At 70.5% G+C, this 18,625-nt stretch carries 19 protein-coding genes and 1 riboswitch; of the genes, 12 read left to right on the forward strand and 7 right to left on the reverse strand.

Features of this window, described 5'->3' with window-relative positions:
• The first annotated feature begins 98 nt into the window (after nucleotides 1–98).
• From OG302_RS34360 to OG302_RS34410, 11 genes are all read left to right on the forward strand, one after another.
• Entirely contained in the window at nucleotides 99–1,316 is a 1,218-nt protein-coding gene (locus OG302_RS34360; RefSeq protein ID WP_371530315.1) for an ROK family transcriptional regulator, read from the forward strand.
• Nucleotides 1,317–1,455: 139 nt separating this feature from the next.
• Nucleotides 1,456–1,586: riboswitch (FMN riboswitch) on the forward strand.
• 218 nt (nucleotides 1,587–1,804) lie between these two features.
• Nucleotides 1,805–2,860, forward strand: coding sequence for a bifunctional diaminohydroxyphosphoribosylaminopyrimidine deaminase/5-amino-6-(5-phosphoribosylamino)uracil reductase RibD (gene ribD, locus OG302_RS34365; protein ID WP_371750323.1), 1,056 nt, complete (start codon nucleotides 1,805–1,807; stop codon nucleotides 2,858–2,860).
• Nucleotide 2,861: 1 nt separating this feature from the next.
• Nucleotides 2,862–3,497: a riboflavin synthase gene (locus tag OG302_RS34370; protein WP_371530316.1), complete on the forward strand. Its 636-nt coding sequence runs from the start codon at nucleotides 2,862–2,864 to the stop codon at nucleotides 3,495–3,497.
• A 56-nt stretch (nucleotides 3,498–3,553) separates the two neighbouring features.
• On the forward strand, nucleotides 3,554–4,150 hold the full coding sequence (locus OG302_RS34375; RefSeq protein ID WP_371750324.1) for a nicotinamide riboside transporter PnuC: 597 nt from the start codon (nucleotides 3,554–3,556) through the stop codon (nucleotides 4,148–4,150).
• Complete coding sequence (locus tag OG302_RS34380; protein WP_371530317.1) at nucleotides 4,147–5,448, forward strand: bifunctional 3,4-dihydroxy-2-butanone-4-phosphate synthase/GTP cyclohydrolase II; 1,302 nt, start codon at nucleotides 4,147–4,149, stop codon at nucleotides 5,446–5,448. The genes OG302_RS34375 and OG302_RS34380 overlap by 4 nt, the downstream gene beginning before the upstream one ends.
• A gap of 42 nt (nucleotides 5,449–5,490) precedes the next feature.
• Complete coding sequence (gene ribH / locus OG302_RS34385; RefSeq protein WP_351168743.1) at nucleotides 5,491–5,976, forward strand: 6,7-dimethyl-8-ribityllumazine synthase; 486 nt, start codon at nucleotides 5,491–5,493, stop codon at nucleotides 5,974–5,976.
• A 35-nt stretch (nucleotides 5,977–6,011) separates the two neighbouring features.
• Nucleotides 6,012–6,284, forward strand: a complete 273-nt coding sequence (locus OG302_RS34390; RefSeq protein WP_351168745.1) for a phosphoribosyl-ATP diphosphatase — start codon at nucleotides 6,012–6,014, stop codon at nucleotides 6,282–6,284.
• 52 nt (nucleotides 6,285–6,336) lie between these two features.
• Entirely contained in the window at nucleotides 6,337–7,185 is an 849-nt protein-coding gene (gene hisG, locus OG302_RS34395) for an ATP phosphoribosyltransferase (RefSeq protein ID WP_371530318.1), read from the forward strand.
• 21 nt (nucleotides 7,186–7,206) lie between these two features.
• Nucleotides 7,207–7,644, forward strand: a complete 438-nt coding sequence (locus tag OG302_RS34400) for a PH domain-containing protein (RefSeq protein ID WP_371530319.1) — start codon at nucleotides 7,207–7,209, stop codon at nucleotides 7,642–7,644.
• 198 nt (nucleotides 7,645–7,842) lie between these two features.
• Nucleotides 7,843–9,222, forward strand: a complete 1,380-nt coding sequence (locus OG302_RS34405) for a hemolysin family protein (protein ID WP_371530320.1) — start codon at nucleotides 7,843–7,845, stop codon at nucleotides 9,220–9,222.
• Nucleotides 9,219–10,307, forward strand: coding sequence for a hemolysin family protein (locus OG302_RS34410; RefSeq protein WP_371530321.1), 1,089 nt, complete (start codon nucleotides 9,219–9,221; stop codon nucleotides 10,305–10,307). The genes OG302_RS34405 and OG302_RS34410 overlap by 4 nt, the downstream gene beginning before the upstream one ends.
• 32 nt (nucleotides 10,308–10,339) lie before the next feature.
• Here OG302_RS34410 and OG302_RS34415 read toward each other — a convergent pair whose 3' ends face one another.
• Nucleotides 10,340–12,211 carry an AAA family ATPase gene (locus tag OG302_RS34415; protein ID WP_371530322.1) on the reverse strand — a complete coding sequence of 624 codons (1,872 nt, stop codon included), beginning with the start codon at nucleotides 12,209–12,211 and terminating at the stop codon, nucleotides 10,340–10,342.
• Nucleotides 12,212–12,643: 432 nt separating this feature from the next.
• On the reverse strand, nucleotides 12,644–13,288 hold the full coding sequence (locus OG302_RS34420; protein ID WP_371530323.1) for a uridine kinase: 645 nt from the start codon (nucleotides 13,286–13,288) through the stop codon (nucleotides 12,644–12,646).
• A 204-nt stretch (nucleotides 13,289–13,492) separates the two neighbouring features.
• Here OG302_RS34420 and OG302_RS34425 point away from each other — a divergent pair, with 204 nt between their 5' ends.
• Nucleotides 13,493–14,857, forward strand: a complete 1,365-nt coding sequence (locus OG302_RS34425) for a peptidase C39 family protein (protein ID WP_371530324.1) — start codon at nucleotides 13,493–13,495, stop codon at nucleotides 14,855–14,857.
• A gap of 69 nt (nucleotides 14,858–14,926) precedes the next feature.
• Here the strand turns inward: OG302_RS34425 and OG302_RS34430 are convergent, their stop codons facing one another.
• The 5 genes from OG302_RS34430 to OG302_RS34450 form a co-directional block, all read right to left on the reverse strand.
• Nucleotides 14,927–15,568, reverse strand: a complete 642-nt coding sequence (locus OG302_RS34430; protein WP_371530325.1) for a hypothetical protein — start codon at nucleotides 15,566–15,568, stop codon at nucleotides 14,927–14,929.
• Between the two features lie 40 nt (nucleotides 15,569–15,608).
• Nucleotides 15,609–16,241 (reverse strand): hypothetical protein, encoded by a 633-nt coding sequence (locus OG302_RS34435; RefSeq protein ID WP_371530326.1) that lies wholly within the window; start codon nucleotides 16,239–16,241, stop codon nucleotides 15,609–15,611.
• On the reverse strand, nucleotides 16,228–16,641 hold the full coding sequence (locus tag OG302_RS34440; RefSeq protein WP_371530327.1) for a hypothetical protein: 414 nt from the start codon (nucleotides 16,639–16,641) through the stop codon (nucleotides 16,228–16,230). Before OG302_RS34440 ends, OG302_RS34435 begins: the two co-directional genes overlap by 14 nt.
• A 64-nt stretch (nucleotides 16,642–16,705) precedes the next feature.
• Complete coding sequence (locus tag OG302_RS34445; RefSeq protein ID WP_371530328.1) at nucleotides 16,706–18,064, reverse strand: hypothetical protein; 1,359 nt, start codon at nucleotides 18,062–18,064, stop codon at nucleotides 16,706–16,708.
• Complete coding sequence (locus OG302_RS34450; RefSeq protein WP_371530329.1) at nucleotides 18,061–18,375, reverse strand: hypothetical protein; 315 nt, start codon at nucleotides 18,373–18,375, stop codon at nucleotides 18,061–18,063. Before OG302_RS34450 ends, OG302_RS34445 begins: the two co-directional genes overlap by 4 nt.
• Between the last annotated feature and the right edge of the window lie 250 nt (nucleotides 18,376–18,625).

An 18,625-nucleotide genomic window follows, 5' to 3' on the forward strand; every position in this document is an offset into this window, starting at 1 on the left:
CGTTACCCCGTCCCTCCCCAGGCGTCTCCCCGGTACGGCGACGTAAACTATCAGGAACCCTGCCTGATAAATAGCGCCTTTATGGAAGGATCCCCGGCATGCCCGCATCACCGAGCACCGCCCGGGCCATCAACGACCGGCTCGCCCTGGGGCTCCTGCAGCGCGAAGGGCCGCTGACGGCCAACCAGTTGAAGCAGCTGACCGGCCTGTCCCGGCCCTCGGTCGCCGACCTCGTCGAGCGCCTCCAGGGCTCCGGCCTGATCGCCGTCGTGGGGGAGGCGGGTGCCCAGCGCCGGGGACCCAATGCCCGGCTGTACGGGATCGTGGCCGACCGGGCGCATCTCGCCGCCCTCGACGTACGCACCGACGGCCTCTCCGTGGTCGTCACCGATCTGCTCGGCGCGGTGCTCGCCGAGGCGTCCGCGCCCATCGGCGGCGACACCGGCACCGGACCCGCCGTCGAGCGGGCCGTCACCCTCGTCGAGCGCACCGCACGGGACGGCGGCGTCCAGCGGCTGCATACCATCGGCATCGGCGCCCCCGGCCTCATCGACCCCGCCACCGGCGAACTGCGCGACACCACCTCGCTGCCCGCCTGGCACCGCCGGCTCGCCGGAGCCCTCCAGGAACGGCTCCCGGCCCGCGTCCTCGTGGAGAACGAGACCAACCTCGCCGCCCGCGCCGAACAGCGTGACGGCGCCGCCCACGACCGCGACACCTTCGTCCTCCTCTGGCTCGGCGAAGGCGTCGGCGCCGCCGTCATGCTCGACGGGACCCTGCGCCGCGGGGCGTCCGGCGGCACCGGGGAGATCGGCTTCCTGCCGGTGCCGGGGACGCACGTGCTGCCGTCCGCCACCGGCTGCGAGGGCGGGTTCCACTCGCTGGCCTGCGCCGCCGCGCTCCGTCAACTCGGCGCCGAGTACGGCCTGGTGGCAGGGGCCGAGGCCGCGGATCTCCTGCGCCATGCCGTCGAGTCCGACCACTCCGGATTCCTGGACGCCGTCGCCGACCGGGTCGCCGTGGGGGCCGCCGCCGTGGCCGCGATCCTCGACCCGGGCTGCGTCGTCCTCGGCGGCGAGGTGGGCCGCGCGGGCGGTGCCGCGCTGGCCGCCCGCGTCGAGGAACGCCTCGCGGCGATGTCACCGCTGCGCACGGAGGTGCGCGCGAGCGCGCTCGGCGGCTCGGCCGTGCTGCGGGGCGCACTGCTCGCCGCCAGGGACGCGGCACAGGACGAGCTGTTCGGCCCGCGGCACCAGGCCGGTGCCGGTGCCGGTGCTGGTGCTGGTGCTGGTGGAGGGGCCGGTGCCGTGCGCTGACCCCCAGCGGTCGGCAAGAAGCCATGGCGGCCTCGTCACCGCCGGTCAGAGGCCCGTCACGGACCGCTGTGACCCAGGCCACAGGGGCTCGCCCGTATGGGCCTCGATCAGGCGTGGCACACTGGCCACGTACCAAAAGCAGCGCACTCCGGGGTCGGTGTAATTCCGAACCGGCGGTTATAGTCCGCGACCCGGCCGCCTCCAGCGGTCGGTTGACCAGGTGAAATTCCTGGACCGACGGTGAAAGTCCGGATGGGAGGCAGTGCGCGGCGGGCGGACATTCGTGTTCGTCGCCGAGTGGCTTGTTCTTGGGATACCCGTCTTTTCGGGTTTCCCGGGGAGAGGTCTCGTTTCCGGCGACGCTCCCGGTGTCGCAGTCCGTACATTCTGTCGTCATCGACAGGCCCCGGAGTCCGTGCCCCATGAGGCAGGAGGACCCGGTGGCCACCGCATCCGCAGCAGCAGCGCACGAACACGAGCGCGCCGCCATGTGCCGCGCCATCACGCTCGCCGCCCGCGGACTCGGCTCCACCAGCCCCAATCCGGTCGTCGGATGCGTGATCGTCGACGCCTCCGGAGAGACCGTCGGCGAGGGCTACCACCAGCGGGCGGGCGGCCCGCACGCCGAGGTCCACGCCCTGTGCGCGGCCGGCGAACAGGCCCGCGGCGCCACCGCCCTGGTCACCCTCGAACCCTGCAACCACACCGGACGCACCGGCCCCTGCGCCCAGGCGCTCATCGACGCCGGCATCGCCCGCGTCGTCTACGCGGTCGGCGACCCGAACCCCGCCGCGACCGGGGGCGCGCAGCGACTGCGCACCGCCGGAGTCGACGTACAGGCGGGCCTCCTGGAGGACGAGGCCGCGGCGGGCAACGCCGCCTGGCTGACCTCCGTACGCCTCGGCCGCCCGCACGTCACCTGGAAGTACGCAGCCACGCTCGACGGCCGCATCGCGGCGGCCGACGGAACCAGCCGCTGGATCACCTCCGCCGAGGCCCGCGCCGATGTCCACCGGCTGCGCGCCGAGTGCGACGCGGTGGTCGTCGGCTCCGGCACCCAGCGCGCCGACGACCCCCACCTCGCCGTGCGGGGCGTCGAAGGCGCCGTCCAGCCGCTGCGCGTCGTCGTCGACACGAACGGCACGGCCGTGACGCCCGGCGCCCGCGTCCTGGACGACGCGGCGCCCACGCTCGTCGCGGTCGCCGAGAACGTCACCGCGGAAAGCGAGGCCGAGACGGTGCGACTGCCGCGCGCGGACGGCGGCCTCGACATCCCGGCCCTCCTCGCCGAGCTGCACACGCGCGGGGTGCGTTCCGTCCTCCTCGAAGGCGGACCGACGCTCGCCGGAGCCTTCGTCGCCGCGGGCGCCGTCGACCGCGTCGTCGCCTATGTGGCCCCCGTCCTGCTCGGCGCGGGCCCCGCCGCCCTCACCGGCGGCGGAATCACGACCATCACCGAAGCGTTGCGGCTCGACGTGAGCGAGACCGTCCGCATCGGCCCCGATCTGCGCGTCACCGCGACCCTCGTAGCGAAGGAGCACTGAAGTGTTCACCGGAATCGTCGAAGAGCTGGGCGAGATCACCGCCGTCGAGAACCTGGACGACGCATCGCGCTTCCGCGTCCGTGGCCCCGTCGTCACCGACGGCGCGAAGCACGGCGACTCCATCGCGGTCAACGGCGTCTGTCTGACGGTCGTGGAGCACGAGGGTGCCGAGTTCACCGCCGACGTGATGGCCGAGACCCTGAACCGATCCAGCCTGGGCGCGCTCGCCCCGGGCTCGCGGGTCAACCTGGAGCGGCCCACCGCCGTGGGCGACCGCCTCGGCGGCCACATCGTGCAGGGGCACGTGGACGGCACCGGCGAGATCGTCGACCGCAAGCCTTCCGAGAACTGGGAGATCGTCAAGATCTCGCTCCCCGCCGAGCTCTCCCGCTACGTCGTGGAGAAGGGCTCCATCACCGTCGACGGCGTCAGCCTGACGGTGGTCGACGCCGGGCCCGACTACTTCACCATCAGCCTCATCCCCACCACCCTCGCCCTGACCACGCTCGGCATCAAGCAGCCCGGCGACCCGGTCAACCTCGAGGTGGACGTCATCGCGAAGTACGTCGAGCGCATGCTCGGCGACCGCGCCCTCCCCGCATCCGCCGCCGCTCCCGCTCAGGAGGCCACGAAGTGAACTGGCTCAACTCCGAAGCCTTCACGGCCTTCGGGCAGCACGTGATCTGGTCCGACATGGTGGGCAACACCGTCGGCCTGATCGCCCTCGCCCTCGGCTGGCGGCGCTCCATATGGACCTGGCCCGCCCAGTTCCTGTCCGGCGTCATCCTCGTCGGCGCCTACGCGTCCGCGCACCTCTCCGGCGGCGTCGGCAAGCAGCTGCTCGTCATCGGCGTCGCCCTCTGGGGCTGGCGGCTGTGGTCCAACGGCAAGCAGCAGGCGCAGGACGGCTCCATCGCCGTCCGGTTCGCCACCTGGAAGGAGCGCGGGGTGCTCCTCGGCGGCACGGCCGTCGGCACCCTCGCGGTCGGCGCCCTGTTCGCCGCCGTCCCCGACCTGTCCTGGAACCCCTGGCCCGACGCCTACATCTTCGTCGGCACGCTCGCCGCGATGGTCGCCCAGGCGCGCGGCCTGGTCGAGTTCTGGTTCGCCTGGCTCCTGGTCGACGTGGTCGGCGTACCGCTCGCGTTCAGCAGCGGCCTCGCCTTCTCCGGTCTTGTGTACGTCATCTATCTCGCCCTCGTCCTGTGGGGCATGCGCGACTGGTGGCTGCGGTCGCGCACTGTGTCCTCGGAGTCCTCGCAGCCCGTCATGGAAGGAGCCCCGGCATGACCGCGGCACCTGTTTGGTACAGCACGGGTCACGAGGAAGACGCCTCGGACCTGGCCCTCGACCCCGTAGAGGCGGCCATCCGCGACATCGCCGCCGGGCGGCCGGTCGTGGTCGTCGACGACGAGGACCGCGAGAACGAGGGCGACCTCGTCATCGCGGCCGAGAAGGCGACCCCCGAGATCATCGCCTTCATGATGAGCGAGTGCCGCGGCCTGATCTGCGCGCCCATGGAGGGCGACGAGCTGGACCGCCTCCAGCTCCCGCAGATGGTCGAGCACAACACCGAGTCGATGCGGACGGCCTTCACCGTCTCCGTCGACGCGAGCGGCGCGCACGGCGTCACCACCGGCATCTCGGCCGCCGACCGCGCCACCACGCTCCAGATGCTCGCGTCGGGCACGTACGAGCCCACCGACTTCGTGCGCCCCGGCCACATCTTCCCGCTGCGCGCCAAGTCCGGCGGCGTCCTGGTCCGCAACGGCCACACCGAGGCCGCGGTCGACCTGGCCCGCCTCGCGGGCCTGCGCCCCGCCGGCGCGATCGTCGAGATCGCCGGCGAGGACGGCACGATGCTGCGCCTGCCGGAACTGATCCCGTTCGCCCGCAAGCACGGCCTGACGATCATCTCCATCGAGGACCTGATCGCCTACCGCAGCAGCTCCGAGCCCACGGTCCGCCGCGAGGCCGAGGTCCGCCTGCCCACCGCCTTCGGCGACTTCACGGCGTACGGCTACCGCTCCACCGTCGACGGCGTCGAGCACGTCGCCCTCGTCCACGGCGAGATCGGCGAGGGCGACGACGTCCTCGTCCGCCTCCACTCCGAGTGCCTGACCGGCGACGTCTTCCACTCCCTCCGCTGCGACTGCGGCCCCCAGCTGGAGGCGTCCATGCGGCGCATCACGGACGAGGGACGCGGCATCGTGGTCTACCTCCGCGGCCACGAGGGGCGCGGCATCGGCCTGGTCTCCAAGCTGCGCGCCTACGAGCTCCAGGAGCGCGGCAGCGACACCCTGGACGCCAACCTGGAACTCGGCCTGCCCGCCGACGCCCGGGACTATGGCGCGGGCGCCCGGATCCTGGACGACCTCGGCGTCCGCAGCGTGCGCCTGATGACGAACAACCCCGACAAGACCGACGCGGTGATCCGGCACGGCCTGAAGGTCACCGGGCGCGAGCCCATGGCGGTCAAGGCGGGCGAGCACAACCTCCGGTACCTGCGCACCAAGCGGGACCGGATGGGCCACGACCTGCCCTGGCTGGACACCGCCCCCGAGGTGTCCGCCTGTGGCAACCAGTAAGTACCGGCATACGAGAACCCCCCCGAGAACCAGGAGAAGCGCGTGAGTGGCAAGGGTGCACCCGAACTGAGCGTGAAGAACTGCGGAGACCTGCGGGTCGCGGTGATCGCGGCCCAGTGGCACGAGAAGGTCATGGACGGTCTCGTCGACGGCGCGCTGCGCGCCCTGCACGAGCTCGGCATCGACGAGCCGACCGTCCTGCGCGTGCCCGGCAGCTTCGAGCTGCCGGTCGTCGCCAAGGTCCTCGCGGGCCGTGGCTACGACGCGATCGTGGCGCTCGGCGTCGTCATCCGCGGCGGAACCCCGCACTTCGAGTACGTGTGCCAGGGCGTCACCCAGGGCCTGACCCAGGTCACGGTGGACACCGGCGTGCCCATCGGCTTCGGCGTCCTCACCTGCGACACCGAGGAGCAGGCCCTGGACAGGGCGGGCATCGAGGGCTCCCGCGAGGACAAGGGCCACGAAGCGGTCACGGCGGCCGTGGCCACCGCGACCACGCTGCGTACGATCTCCGAACCCTGGCGGTGAGCGGGGCCGAGGAGCCGCGTAAAGTAAGCGACATCATGTCCAAGAAGACTTTCGAGGAGCTCTTCACCGAGCTCCAGCACAAGGCCGCCAACGGCGACCCCGCCACGTCGCGCACCGCCGAGCTGGTCGACAAGGGCGTCCATGCCATCGGCAAGAAGGTCGTCGAGGAGGCCGCCGAAGTCTGGATGGCCGCCGAGCACGAGGGCAAGGAAGCCACGGCCGAGGAGATCTCCCAGCTCCTCTACCACGTGCAGGTGATGATGGTCGCCCGCGGCATCTCCCTCGACGACGTGTACGCCCACCTCTGAGCCGTACACCCCGCAGTCCCCAACTCCCTTCAACGCAAAGGAATCCGTCCTCATGCTGCGCATCGCCGTCCCCAACAAGGGTTCACTGTCCGGACCTGCGTCGGCGATGCTCCATGAGGCCGGATACCAGCAGCGCAAGGAGTCCAAGGAACTCGTCCTGGTCGACCCGGACAACGAGGTCGAGTTCTTCTACCTCCGGCCCAAGGACATCGCGATCTATGTCTCGGCCGGCAAGCTCGACATCGGCATCACCGGTCAGGACCTCCTGATCGACTCCGGCGCGAACGCCGAGACGATCCTGCCGCTCGGCTTCGCTCGCTCCACCTTCCGCTTCGCCGCGAAGCCGGGCACGGCGAACACCATCGCGGACCTCGCGGGCAAGACCGTCGCGACCTCGTACGAGGGCATCGTCGCGAAGCACCTCGCGGACAGCGGCATCGACGCCTCCGTCGTCCACCTGGACGGCGCCGTCGAGACCGCCATCGAGCTGGGCGTCGCCCAGGTCATCGCGGACGTCGTGGAGACCGGCACCTCGCTGCGCAACGCGGGCCTCGAAGTGTTCGGCGAGCCGATCATGAGGTCCGAGGCGGTCGTCATCCGGCGCACCGGCGCCGAGAGCGACGACCCCAAGGTGCAGCAGTTCCTGCGCCGCCTGCAGGGCGTCCTGGTCGCCCGCGCGTACGTGATGATGGACTACGACTGCCGGGCCGAGCACCTGGAGCAGGCCGTGGCCCTCACCCCGGGCCTCGAATCGCCGACGATCTCGCCCCTGCACAACGAGGGCTGGGTCGCCGTCCGCTCCATGGTCCCGGCCAAGGAAGCACAGCGGATCATGGACGACCTGTACGCCATCGGGGCGCGGGCCATCCTGACCACGGCCATCCACGCCTGCCGCCTCTGATCGGGCAGGAGATCCCGCCTCATGTCCGAGCTTCCCGCCCTGCCCGTCACCTTCCGGCCGAGCCGGACCCGGGTCGTCCTGCTCTCCGCGGGTGCCGCGATCTTCGTGGTCCTCACGGTGATCTCCCTGCTCATCCCGGGGCTCAGCCCGGGGGAGCGGATCAGCTTCATCTTCACCGGCGCGCTGCTCTTCGGTGTGCTGATGCTCCTGAGCAGGCCCAAGGTCGTCGCCGACGAGTCCGGCGTGACCGTCGTCAACATCGCCACCAGCAGGCACCTGGCCTGGGCCGAGATCGTTCAGGTCAACCTGCGTCCCGGCGACCCGTGGGTGTTCCTCAACCTCAGTGACGGCACCAGCCTCCCCGCGATGGGCATCCAGCCGGGCATCGCCAAGCAGCGGGCCATCAGCGACGCCCGCGCGCTGCGTGCCCTCGCCGACGCCCACACCCCGCAGGGCTGACGCTTCGGGCCGGGTCTTGATTAATCTGGTGGCGGGGCACGCATGGTGTGCCGCCCCGCCCCTGACGGGCCCGCCCGGTCCACAGGGGCTCCTGCTATCCGAGGAGTGACTCCCTCCGGCGATGGACGGTTCGTCCTGTAGTACATGCGCCGCCCCCTCCCGACATACCGGGACCGGACACTCCGGGGAGGCGGCGGCATGACGACTTCCCTGCTGCTTCTCGGGGCGGCATTCCTGCTGATCCTGGCCAACGGCTTCTTCGTGGCCGCCGAGTTCGGGCTCGTCACCGTGGAGCGCCCGGACGCCGAGAAGGCCGCCGCCGAAGGCGACCGACGGGCCCGTACGGTCGTCGACGCCCTCAAGGAGCTGTCCTTCCAGCTCTCCGGCACCCAGCTCGGCATCACCATCACCTCGCTCGTCGTCGGCATGCTCGCCGAACCGGCCCTCGCGCATCTGCTCGCGGGCCCCTTCACGGCGACCGGCCTCCCGGAAGGCGCCGTACCGGGCGTCTCCGTGGTCGTCGGCATGCTCCTGGCGTCCGCCGTGCAGATGGTGATCGGCGAGCTGGTCCCGAAGAACTGGGCGGTGTCCAAGCCGCTCCAGGTCGCGCGGTTCGTCGCGGGCCCCCAGCACGTCTTCTCGCGCCTCTTCAGGCCCGTGATCTCCCTCCTGAACACCACCGCCAACCGGCTCGTACGGCTGCTCGGCGTCGAGCCCGCCGACGAGCTGGCCTCGGCCCGCACCCCCGGTGAACTGGTCTCCCTCGCCCGGCACTCGGCGCAGGCCGGCACCCTCGAACAGGACACGGCGGACCTGTTCGTCCGCACGCTGTCCCTCGGTGAGCTGACCGCGCAGCACGTCATGACCCCGCGCGTGAAGGTCAGCGCGCTGCAGACGTCGGCCACCGCCGAGGACGTGGTGAACCTGACCCGCGCCACCGGGCTCTCGCGTTTCCCCGTGTACCGCGAGCGCATCGACGAGATCGTCGGCATGGTGCACCTCAAGGACGCCCTCGCGGTCCCGGCCCACGAGCGCCTGCGGGCACCCGTGAGCCGGATCGCGCAGGCGCCGCTCCTGGTCCCGGAGACGCTGCCCGTGCAGCAGCTCCTGGAGCAGCTGCGCAGCCAGCAGCCGATAGCCGTCGTCGTCGACGAGTACGGCGGCACGGCCGGCGTGGTCACCCTGGAGGACATCGTCGAGGAGCTCGTCGGCGAGGTCAGGGACGAGCACGACCTGCTCGACCTGCCCGAGATCGCCGTGGCACCGGCCGAGGACGGCCGCCCCGCCTGGGACGCCGACGGCGGCTGCCGCGTCGACACGCTCCAGCGCATAGGACTCGACGTCCCCGAGGGGCCGTACGAGACCGTGGCCGGGCTCGTCGCCGACCTGCTCGGCCGCATCCCCGCCCCGGGCGACCGTGCCGAGCTGCCGGGCTGGCGGCTCGCGGTGCGGCAGGTGGACCACTACCGCGCCGAGCGCGTACGCCTCGTACGGGCCCCAGAGGACCCAGAGGACACAGCAGCCACTGACGGCCCTGAAGCCACAGAGACCATGACCGTGGCGGAGGCCGCCCGATGAGCATGCTCCAACTCCTGTTCGCCCTTCTTCTCGTCCTCGCCAACGGCTTCTTCGTGGGGGCCGAGTTCGCGCTCGTCTCCGTGCGCCGCAGCCAGATCGAGCCGCTGGACGGCAAGCGGGCCCGCCAGGTCCTCTACGGCCTGGAGCACCTGCCGCAGATGATGGCGGCCGCCCAGTTCGGCATCACGATGTGCTCGTTGACGCTCGGCGCGGTCGCCGAGCCCACCGTCGCGCACCTCCTGGAGCCCGTCTTCGAGGCGGCGCACATCCCCGAGGGGGCGATCCACCCGCTCGGATACGCCATCGCGCTCGCCGTGGTCGTCTTCCTCCACCTCGTCGTCGGCGAGATGGTCCCGAAGAACCTGGCGATGGCCGCCCCGGAGAAGACCGCGCTCTGGTTCAGCCCCGGTCTCGTCGCCTTCGCCCGCCTCTGCCGCCCGGTCACGGTGGCACTCGGGGCGTGCGCGCGGCTCGTCCTGAAGCTCTTCGGGGTCGAGCCCAAGGACGAGGTCGAGGCCGTCTTCACCAGCGAGCAGCTCAACCGGCTCGTCGGCGACTCGGGCCAGGCCGGACTGCTCGAACCCGAGGAGCAGGAGCGCCTGGAGGACGCCCTGGAGCTGGGCTCGCGCCCGGTGACGGACGTCCTGCTCGACCGGGCCTCACTGGTGACCGTGGGCGCCGGGGTCACGCCGGCCCAGGTCATCGAGCTCACCGGGCGCACCGGCTACTCCCGCTTCCCGGTCTGCGCGGAGAACGGCGCCTTCATGGGCTACCTCCACGTGAAGGACGTACTCGATCTCACCGAGGGAGCCGGGACGGACCGCGCGGTGCCGCAGCAGGTCTGGCGCCCGATGACGACGCTGCGCGCCGAACTCCCGCTGGACGACGCCCTGACGGTGATGCGCCGCGCCGCGACGCACCTGGCGCAGGTCGCCGACGCCTCGGGCAAGGTGCTCGGCCTGGTCGCCCTGGAGGACGTACTGGAGCTCCTGGTCGGCGAGGTCCGTGACCCCGCGCACCGGGTCGCCGTGCCCCGCAGGCCCCAGGAGACGGCCCGGGCGGCGAAGGACGGCGCCCTGGTGTGACCCGGCGGGGCGAGGGCCGCGGGCCCCGGGTGTCAGATACCCGGCGGGTTCTGCGGCCCTCGCCCCGAGAGCACCTCTCCGTACGCCTGCATCAGGTCCGGCAGCCGCAGGGTCGACAGGTCGTCGCGGTTCGGCTGGCCGGGATAGCCGGAGAGCCGCAGGTCACGGTAGGCGCAGCTCTTCTCGTAGAGGGTGCGCAGGAAGCGGCCGTTGCCGAGCTCGTCGATCCAGGACTGGTCGACGACGTGCCCGCTGATGGAGCGCAGCTCGTCGAGCGCCTCCTCGTCCCAGACGTCGCCGTTGTCGGCGGCCAGGACCTCTCCGATGGAGGTGAGCTCCAGGGGGCGGTACGAGGGGAAGTCCACGCGGGTCGTGAAGCGGGACGAAAGGCCGGGGTTGGCGGCGAGGAGGCGGTCCATGCCCTCGGGGTAGCCCGCGAGGATCACGACCAGGTGGTCGCGGTTGTCCTCGGCGCGCTTGAGCAGGACCTGGAGGGCCTCGTCGCCGTACGCGTCGCCCTTGCCGTACCCCGTGTTGGACAGGGAGTACGCCTCGTCCACGAAGAGGACGCCGCCGATCGCCGAGTCGATCAGTTCGTTGGCCTTCACGGCGGTCTGGCCCAGATATTCGCCGACCAGGTCGGCCCGCTGCGCCTCCACCAGGTGGTCGCCGCCGAGCAGGCCGAGCGCATAGAACGCGCGCCCCAGGATGCGCGCCACGGTGGTCTTGCCGGTGCCAGAGGGGCCGGAGAAAACGAAGTGTCGTTTCGGCGGCTGCACGGGCAGCCCCTGCGCGGCACGCAGGCGCGCCATGTTCAACTGCGCGGAGAGGGCCTTGACCTGCCGCTTGACCGGTTCGAGGCCGACCATCCCCTCCAGTTCGGCGAGCGCGGCCTCCAGGAGGGCGGGGTCGGTCGGCCCCGGCGGCAGCTGCGGCAGTCCCGGCTGGATGGGGATCACGGCCTTCTCGCGCACCGAGTCGGTCTCGGAGGGGCCGCCGGTGGACGGCAGCTCCGGCTCGGTGACCTTCAGGTCGCGGCCCTCCGTGCCGAAGAGCGGATCGATCCCGTCGGGGCCGTCCATCGCGTCCTGCCCGAAGCCGGCCAGGGCGATCGCCGCCAGGTCGGTGACCTCGTCGTACCCGTCGCCCTCGGAGATCGCCGCCAGCCGCGCGGAGGTGTCCATGAAGGAGGGGTCCACCCGGTGCACCGCGCGGTAGAGGGGCAGGGCCGCCGCGGAACGGCCCGTGCCCTCGTGCGCGCGGGCCAGCCAGTAGCGCAGCTCCTTGCGCTGCGGCTGCTCGCTGCGGCACCGCATCAGGGCGGAGGACAGGAGCGGCTCGGCCTGGCCGTACATCTCCAGGCGTACGCGGGCCATGCCTCCGAAGAGACCCGCCTCGATGCCCAGCATCGCGTCGTCGATCAGTGAGTCCGTGTGCCGGACCAACTGTTCCCAGTCCTTGACCAGATAGGACCGGCAGGCGTGCAGGAACCGCACCTGCGGATCCGCGTCGACCGGCGGCAGCCCCGCCAACGCCCGGTCGAGCTCCGGGACATGACGGCCGTCGAGCCAGTGCGAGGCGTGCGCGAGCAGCAGGTCGCGCGTGCTCTCCAGGACCGGCTGCACCCACCAGCCGAGCCAGTACCAGGAATTGAGCGTGCGCCCGTGCCGGGTGCGCTGTTCCCCGAACCTGTCCCGGTGCTGGAACATCCGCAGGAGCGCCGTCGTCGTGTCGATGCGCAGCGCGTGCAGTCCAAGCCAGCCGTCGGCCATCCCCGGATCCATCCGGACCGCGGCCCGGAACTCCTCCTCCGCCTGCGGATAGGCGCCCATCGTGTAGGCGTCGACGCCCCTCAGCCAGGCGAGGTCGGCCGGGGCGGGTGAGCCCACCGCGTCGAAGTCCATCACGTCCCCCACAAACCGTGCCCCCGTTTGTGTACCGCCGGACCGGTGCCCGTCGGCAACTTCGCTGAACCGCCGTGCTGCGGACGGACGTTGAAGCGGTGCGCCGAGCAGCCGTCCGTAAGTCGCACCGAAAGGCATCGTACCTGCGGGGGAGCACTCGGCCGTAGGGTGCCGCAGCGCCGGATCGAGCAGGTGAAGGGGACGGCATCGTCACCCAGGGTGAGTGAATGACGGCTCGCAGCGTCCGAAATGCGAGGTCGGGAGGCAGAACGAAGCCCCCGATCACGGGGGAACAACCGGGGGCTTCGCGTCTGCGGGCGACCTCGAAAGGCCGCACATTCAGAACGTAAGTCCTGTAAGGGCCCTCGGTCAAGCCGAGTTGAGGCACTCATGAAAACTGGCGCGAACTTCTGGGAGCGCTCTTTGCGAGGTTCAGCGGACCGCCGACGGTCCGTCACCCTGCGTGACGGTTTGGCTCTGCGCAGCCGCCCCATTGGGTCCCTGAAGCACCTCATAACCCTCACGCCACTGTCGCACCAAAGACTGGGCAAAGGGGCGCGAAGGGTCTTCCGCGAAGTGCCGGCGCTCCGCGGGTTCCCAGCCGTCCCAGAAGTCGCTCTGGACCGCACCGTCCCGGTGGCGCCCCCTGACCCAAGCCTCGCCCTGGGGCAGCTCCATCCACAGCAGCCGCGCCAGGAACGGGCGCAGCGCCCGGCGGCCCGCGCCCACCCCCTCGACGAGGACCACGGGCGCGGGCGGCAGGGTGCGGCACTGGGGGCCGAACCGGCGCGCATGCCAGTCGTACGTCTCGTAGTGCGCGCTCTCGCCCCGTGAGAGCGGCACGATGACCTGCCGCCGCAGCCGCTCCGTCCAGTCGAACAGCGCGTCGTGGCTCGCGATGTCGTCGAGGCGCAGGACGGGCGCACCGCCCAGGGCGCCGGCGAGGCGGTCGGCGAAGGTCGACTTGCCGGAGCCCGCGTGCCCGTCGACCGCCACGAGGCGGACGGGGCCGCAGGAGGTCGGCAGGCGCCGCAGCTCCGCCGCGACGCGGGACAGGGGAGTGGCGTGTGCGGTCATCGCCTCAAGCGTACGGGTGCTCAATCCCCCGCTCCGCGCGCCGTCGCAGCTCACGCCAGTGGTCGAGGCCAATATTGGCGGACACGGTGGTGGTCGAAGCGCTGGCAGAAGTCGGCGTGGAGCGGCCATAGTTGGCCTACCGCCCTGCACCTGACCTGCCCCTTCCGGAACCCTCCGGAACCCACGTCGACTGGGGGTCCCGCCATGGACCGAGCTGATGACATGTCCCGCAGAACCGTCCTCACCGCCGCCGCGGCCGTGGCGGCGCTTGCCGCCACCGCGGGCCCGGCGCTCGCATCGGGCGGCCCCGGCGCCGCTCCGCGCGCGAAGCGCCCGGTGAGCAACCGCTTCTGGACCTCGCACGCGGACTGGAGCGCCGGCACCGCCGACGGCACCCGTGCCGTGGCCGGATCCCGTCCCGGCGTGCAGATCGCCGAGGCGGCAGGCCGCATCGACTACGCCGATCCGCACACCGGCAAGACCGCCACCTGGGAGTACGCCCGGTGGACCTCGCCCGTGCACCGTCCGGACGTCCCCGCGACGGAGGTCGTCGCCTCCTGGAACGCCCGCACGCCCACCGGCACGTGGCTCCAGGTCGAGCTCCAGGGAACGTATTCGGACAAGAAGAAGACTCCTTGGTACGTCCTCGGCCGCTGGACCTCGGGCGACGACAAGGAGAAGGACATCCGCCGTACGTCGCTCGACGACCAGAGCGACGGAAAGTCGAGCATCTGGACGGACACCTTCTCCATCGACGACACGACGACGGGCCTGCGCCTCACGTCGTACAAGCTGCGTCTGACCCTGTACCGCAAGCCGGGCGCCACGGAGACCCCCACGGTGTGGCGGCTCGGCGCGATGGCGTCCGCCGTCCCCGACCGCTTCACCGTCCCCGCGTCCAGGCCGGGCCTCACCAAGGAGCTGAAGGTCCCGCGCTACTCGCAGGAGATCCACGCGGGCCAGTATCCGGAGTACGACAACGGGGGCGAGGCCTGGTGCAGCCCCACCTCCTCGCAGATGATCATCGAGTTCTGGGGCCGCGGGCCGACCGAGGCCGACCTCGCCTGGGTCGACCCTTCCTACGCCGACCCGCAGGTGTGCCACGCGGCCCGGTACACCTTCGACTACCAGTACGCGGGCTGCGGCAACTGGCCCTTCAACGCGGCCTACGCGTCGACGTACAAGGACATGCAGGGCGTCGTCACCCGTCTCGCCTCGCTCACCGAGCTGGAGTCGCTGATCGCCGCGGGCATCCCGGCCATAACGTCCCAGTCGTTCCTCAAGGAGGAGCTGACGGGTGCCGGTTACGGCACGGCGGGCCATCTGATGACGGTGATCGGCTTCACGTCGACGGGCGACGTGATCGCCAACGACCCCGCCTCACCGACCAATGAGGCGGTGCGCCGGGTCTACAAGCGGCGCGAGTGGGAGAACATCTGGCTCCGCACGAAGCGCTACAACTCCACGGGCAAGGTCGTCTCCGGCACGGGAGGCGTCTGTTACCTGTACTTCCCGACAAAGCTCTCCGCGAAGCAGAAGGCGGCGCTGGCGGGCGTGGGGATCCACTGAGGCAGCACGCACGAAGGCCCCCTCCCCACGCGTGGGGAGGGGGCCTTCGTGCGTGCTGCCATTGAGCCGCTATCGAGCCGTCCCAGGAAGCCGGAGCGTCCGCGCGAAGTCGTCCAGGGGCTCCAGGGCCGCGGCGATCACTTCCGGATCGTCGTGGTGCCCGCGGAGGGAGACGTCGGGGAGGCCGGGAGGGGTGTGCCAGTGGTACGTCACCGAGGTCATCATGATGGTGCTGTCCGCGGGGTAGGAACGGGTGACCCGGACCCCGTCCTCGCCCAGATACGGCGAGGCGAAGGCAATGCTGCCGGATCGCTGCTGCCACTCGGGGATGTCCGGGTGCGGCACGGTGGGCGCGGTGAGCCCCTCACAGGAGGCCGCGTCGGGGGCCTCGCAGTGGATGCGGGTGGCGTGCACCACCAGCGGCATGCTGGTCAGCGGAACGGGGTGGTAGATGAACGCCTCGTCGGCCTTGAGCTTGTCCCGGAGTGTCGTCAGCGTCTGCTCGTAGAAGACCTTGTGGAATTTGCGGAGCTTGCGGGTGAGTTCGACGTTGTGGACGGCGGCCAGGCCGGTCAAGTGCAGGTCGAGCCATTCCTTGAAGGTCTTCTTGTCGATCTGCAGGTGCAGATAGCCCCAGAGGCCTGGGTTGGCATCCGTATCGATGTGGAGCGGGGCGCCGAGGTCGGTGCTCCACAGGGTGCCTTCGGACATGAGGGGTCTCTTTCGTCGGGGGCGCGGCAGAAGGGAGCCTTCAGGCATAGCTCCAGCGGAAGGTGCTCATGACGGCGTCGAACAGCTCCACGAGGGTGTCGTAGAAGGCGGGGTCCGAGCCGGGCGCGATCAGGGCACTGAAGGAGAAGGCGAGGTACTGGTCGGGGGCGCTGTCCGGGATCGGCACGAAGTACTCGACCTGGCGGTGAGCCACGTCGACGCCCTGGGCGGCGTCGGCGGGGACATCCCGCTCCGACCGCAGGGCCGCGGTGTCGTCGAGCTCCCGCATCTGGGCTCCGGGAGTCTCGGAGGCGAGCGCGAGCAGGACCGCTTCCGGGCCGCTCTCGGGCCTGACCCGCGGGATCTCGATCGGTTCGGAGGCGACGATCGAGACGGGCAGCGCGACGCCGTGGAGGCGTTCGGTGGGGAGATAGAGAGTCATCCCGCCCTTGGCACTGGCCCGGCGGACGACCTTCTTCATCTCCTGGGTGAGCTTCAGCCGGGCCTTCGGGATGTCGTCCTTGGGAAAGCCCACAGGCAGTTGAGCGACGGCCTTGCGGACGATACGGTCCATCGCTTCCTGGGTGCCCGTGTCCAGTGGAATCGCGTCCCAGCCGGGCGGCGGCACCAGGTTGAAGCCGGTCGGGGCCCGGCGGTGCTCAGCGCTGCTCATGGCGCCCCCGCATCGCTTCCACGCCAAAGGCGACGCCAACGAAGAGCGCCCAGACCGGAGCGGCGATCATGCCCGGCCAGAAACCGAAGAACAGCGAGGGCAGGAAGAAGCCGCCGCCCATGGCGAGATCCCGGGTGAGGTAGGGCGGACGGCCTGCGTACCGGGGGAACTTCACGAAGACCCACACATAGTGAAGGAGACAGCCGACGATCCCGGCCTCATAGACGTAAAGGACGTCGTTCGCCAGGGACTTCGGCACCAGGATCATGATCCCCAACACCGGCAGGAACAGCGGCATACCGATGAACAGGGTCAGCCGGAGCCGTCGGTTGGGGCCGGTGCCGAGACCGGTGCGGCCGGCTTCGGCCTCGGCAATGCGTTGCGCCGAGTACAGGTCCATGGTCATTCCTCAGGGGTGCGGTGCGGACGGGCCGGGGGATACGTCGCTCCAGGAATCCGTATCGCTACCAGTGGGTGTCGGGGGCGGGCTTCAGGGTGTTGTCCTTCCAGTCCGAGTACGCCGCGTTGTACGGCTTCTCGCCGCTTCCGAACTTCTCTTCGGTCAAGGTTGTCAGGTCGCTCTTGCCCAATGCCTTGTCCGCGACGTCCATCCCCATGCCGGTCCAGGCGATGCCGAGCCCCGCCTGGTAGGACTTGTACGCCTTGTCCGCGGCGGCCCCCGCGGCCTCCGGGAAGGTGGCCTTGTTCGCCTGCAACATCTTCGCCATGCCGGCCATCTCCTTGTCGCCGAGGTGCACCAGCGTCGACAGCGGGCTGACCCTCAGCGGCCCCTTGGCAACCAGACCGACGTTCTGGGAAATGGACTTGCGCATGGCGTTTCTGGCCCCACCGAGGGCCTGGCGCCCCTGGCCTTCCGGCAGTTTGGTCATCATCCGGCCCATGTCGTCCATGACGCCCTTGACGCCGCTGAGTCCTCTGCTCAGGCCGGCGGTCCGGGCGGCCTGAGCAGCGCCCACGGTGGCCTTGGCGCCGCTGGCGAGCTTCGCTGCGGCCCCGAGGCCGCCCACGACGAGCAGTCCGCCCACGACGTCGAAGATGACATCCGTCCAGGTGGCGTCTCCGGATGCCACCAAGAGGAGTCTGAGTCCGATCGTGAGCGCCGCGATGCCCAGGACGAGCAAGTTCAGACCGGGAATGGCGAGTGCCAGGAAGCCTGCCGCCGTCGCCACCCAGCCAAGAACATCGATGAAAGCCTTGATCTCGTCCGCGTAGTCATGGGCCCAGCCCTTGACGTCGTCCCACCACGAGTCCTCGATGACGTCGTCGATCTCATCGTTGATCTTGCCCGCATAGGTGCTGGCGTCGGTGTCGCGGTTCCCCGTGACGGCGTCCAGCCGGCTCCTGTACGTCTGCAGCGGGTCGTCAGTGGGCCCGTCGCTCGCCGGCGGGTTCGGCTTCTTGTCCTCGTCCGTCTTCTCGGCGTCCTTGGCCTTCTCCCGCTCGACCTCCGCGTGCTTCTCCTTGGCCTCGCGCAGAATCCGGTCGGCGTCGTCCTGGTGGTCCTCCAGCTTGTTCGCCCACTTGGTGAGGTGTCCGTGGACCCGCTCGTACCGGGAGGCCACCTCCCGCATGTGCTTCTCCAGCGTGCCGGAGTCCTCGCGCAGGCGTTGGACGTACTTTCCCTTGAGCCTCTCCTCGTCCGAGATGGCCTTGAGGTTCTTCGCCTGCGTGCGCAGCTTCTCGGCGACCGAGACCATGTGCCGGACCTCTGCCCGGATCTCCTCCGGATCGCCGGGAACGGGGTCGGTCGCGCACAGTGGGGCCCAGTCGACGGGGCGGCGCTTCGATGCCGCGGTGGTCACTTGCCCTTCCCCTCGCCTTTGCCCTTCCCCTTGCTCTGCTTGGCGAGTTCGTCGTCCAGGGCCTCGAACGACTTCTTCGTCTCCGCGACGAGCTTGCCGGTCGATTCCAGGCCTTCGATGAGCCTGGTGCGGTAGTCGTCCCAGTTGTCGACGAAATCGCCCATGGCGCCCGCGATGTTCCCGGCGCCCCAGTGCTTCTCCATGTCGTCACGGCGGTTCTCGATGTTCTTGAACGTCAAGCGCAGGTTGCCGAGTTGGCGTTCGCAACTACTCAAGAACTCGTAGTCGACCGTGAGGTCGCTACCGGACACGGCTCTCCCTCCCGTGGCCTGACTGCTGTACGCGGCAGGCCGCAGAGCATGTTCAGTTCATGACCTGGTTCCACTGAGCGGTGCTGACCAGGGCACTCTCGGGCAATACGCGAGTCACGCCGTGGCCGCGGGAGCGGAGGTGGATCACCCACACAATCCGCCCCGGTCCAAGCGAAGCTCCCGGGGATCGTAACCGACGAGCCGGGTCCGATCATTAGCCAAGGAGAATGTGGGCCTGAGCCATGGGCCT

Source organism: Streptomyces sp. NBC_01283, assembly GCF_041435335.1.
GTDB lineage: Bacteria > Actinomycetota > Actinomycetes > Streptomycetales > Streptomycetaceae > Streptomyces.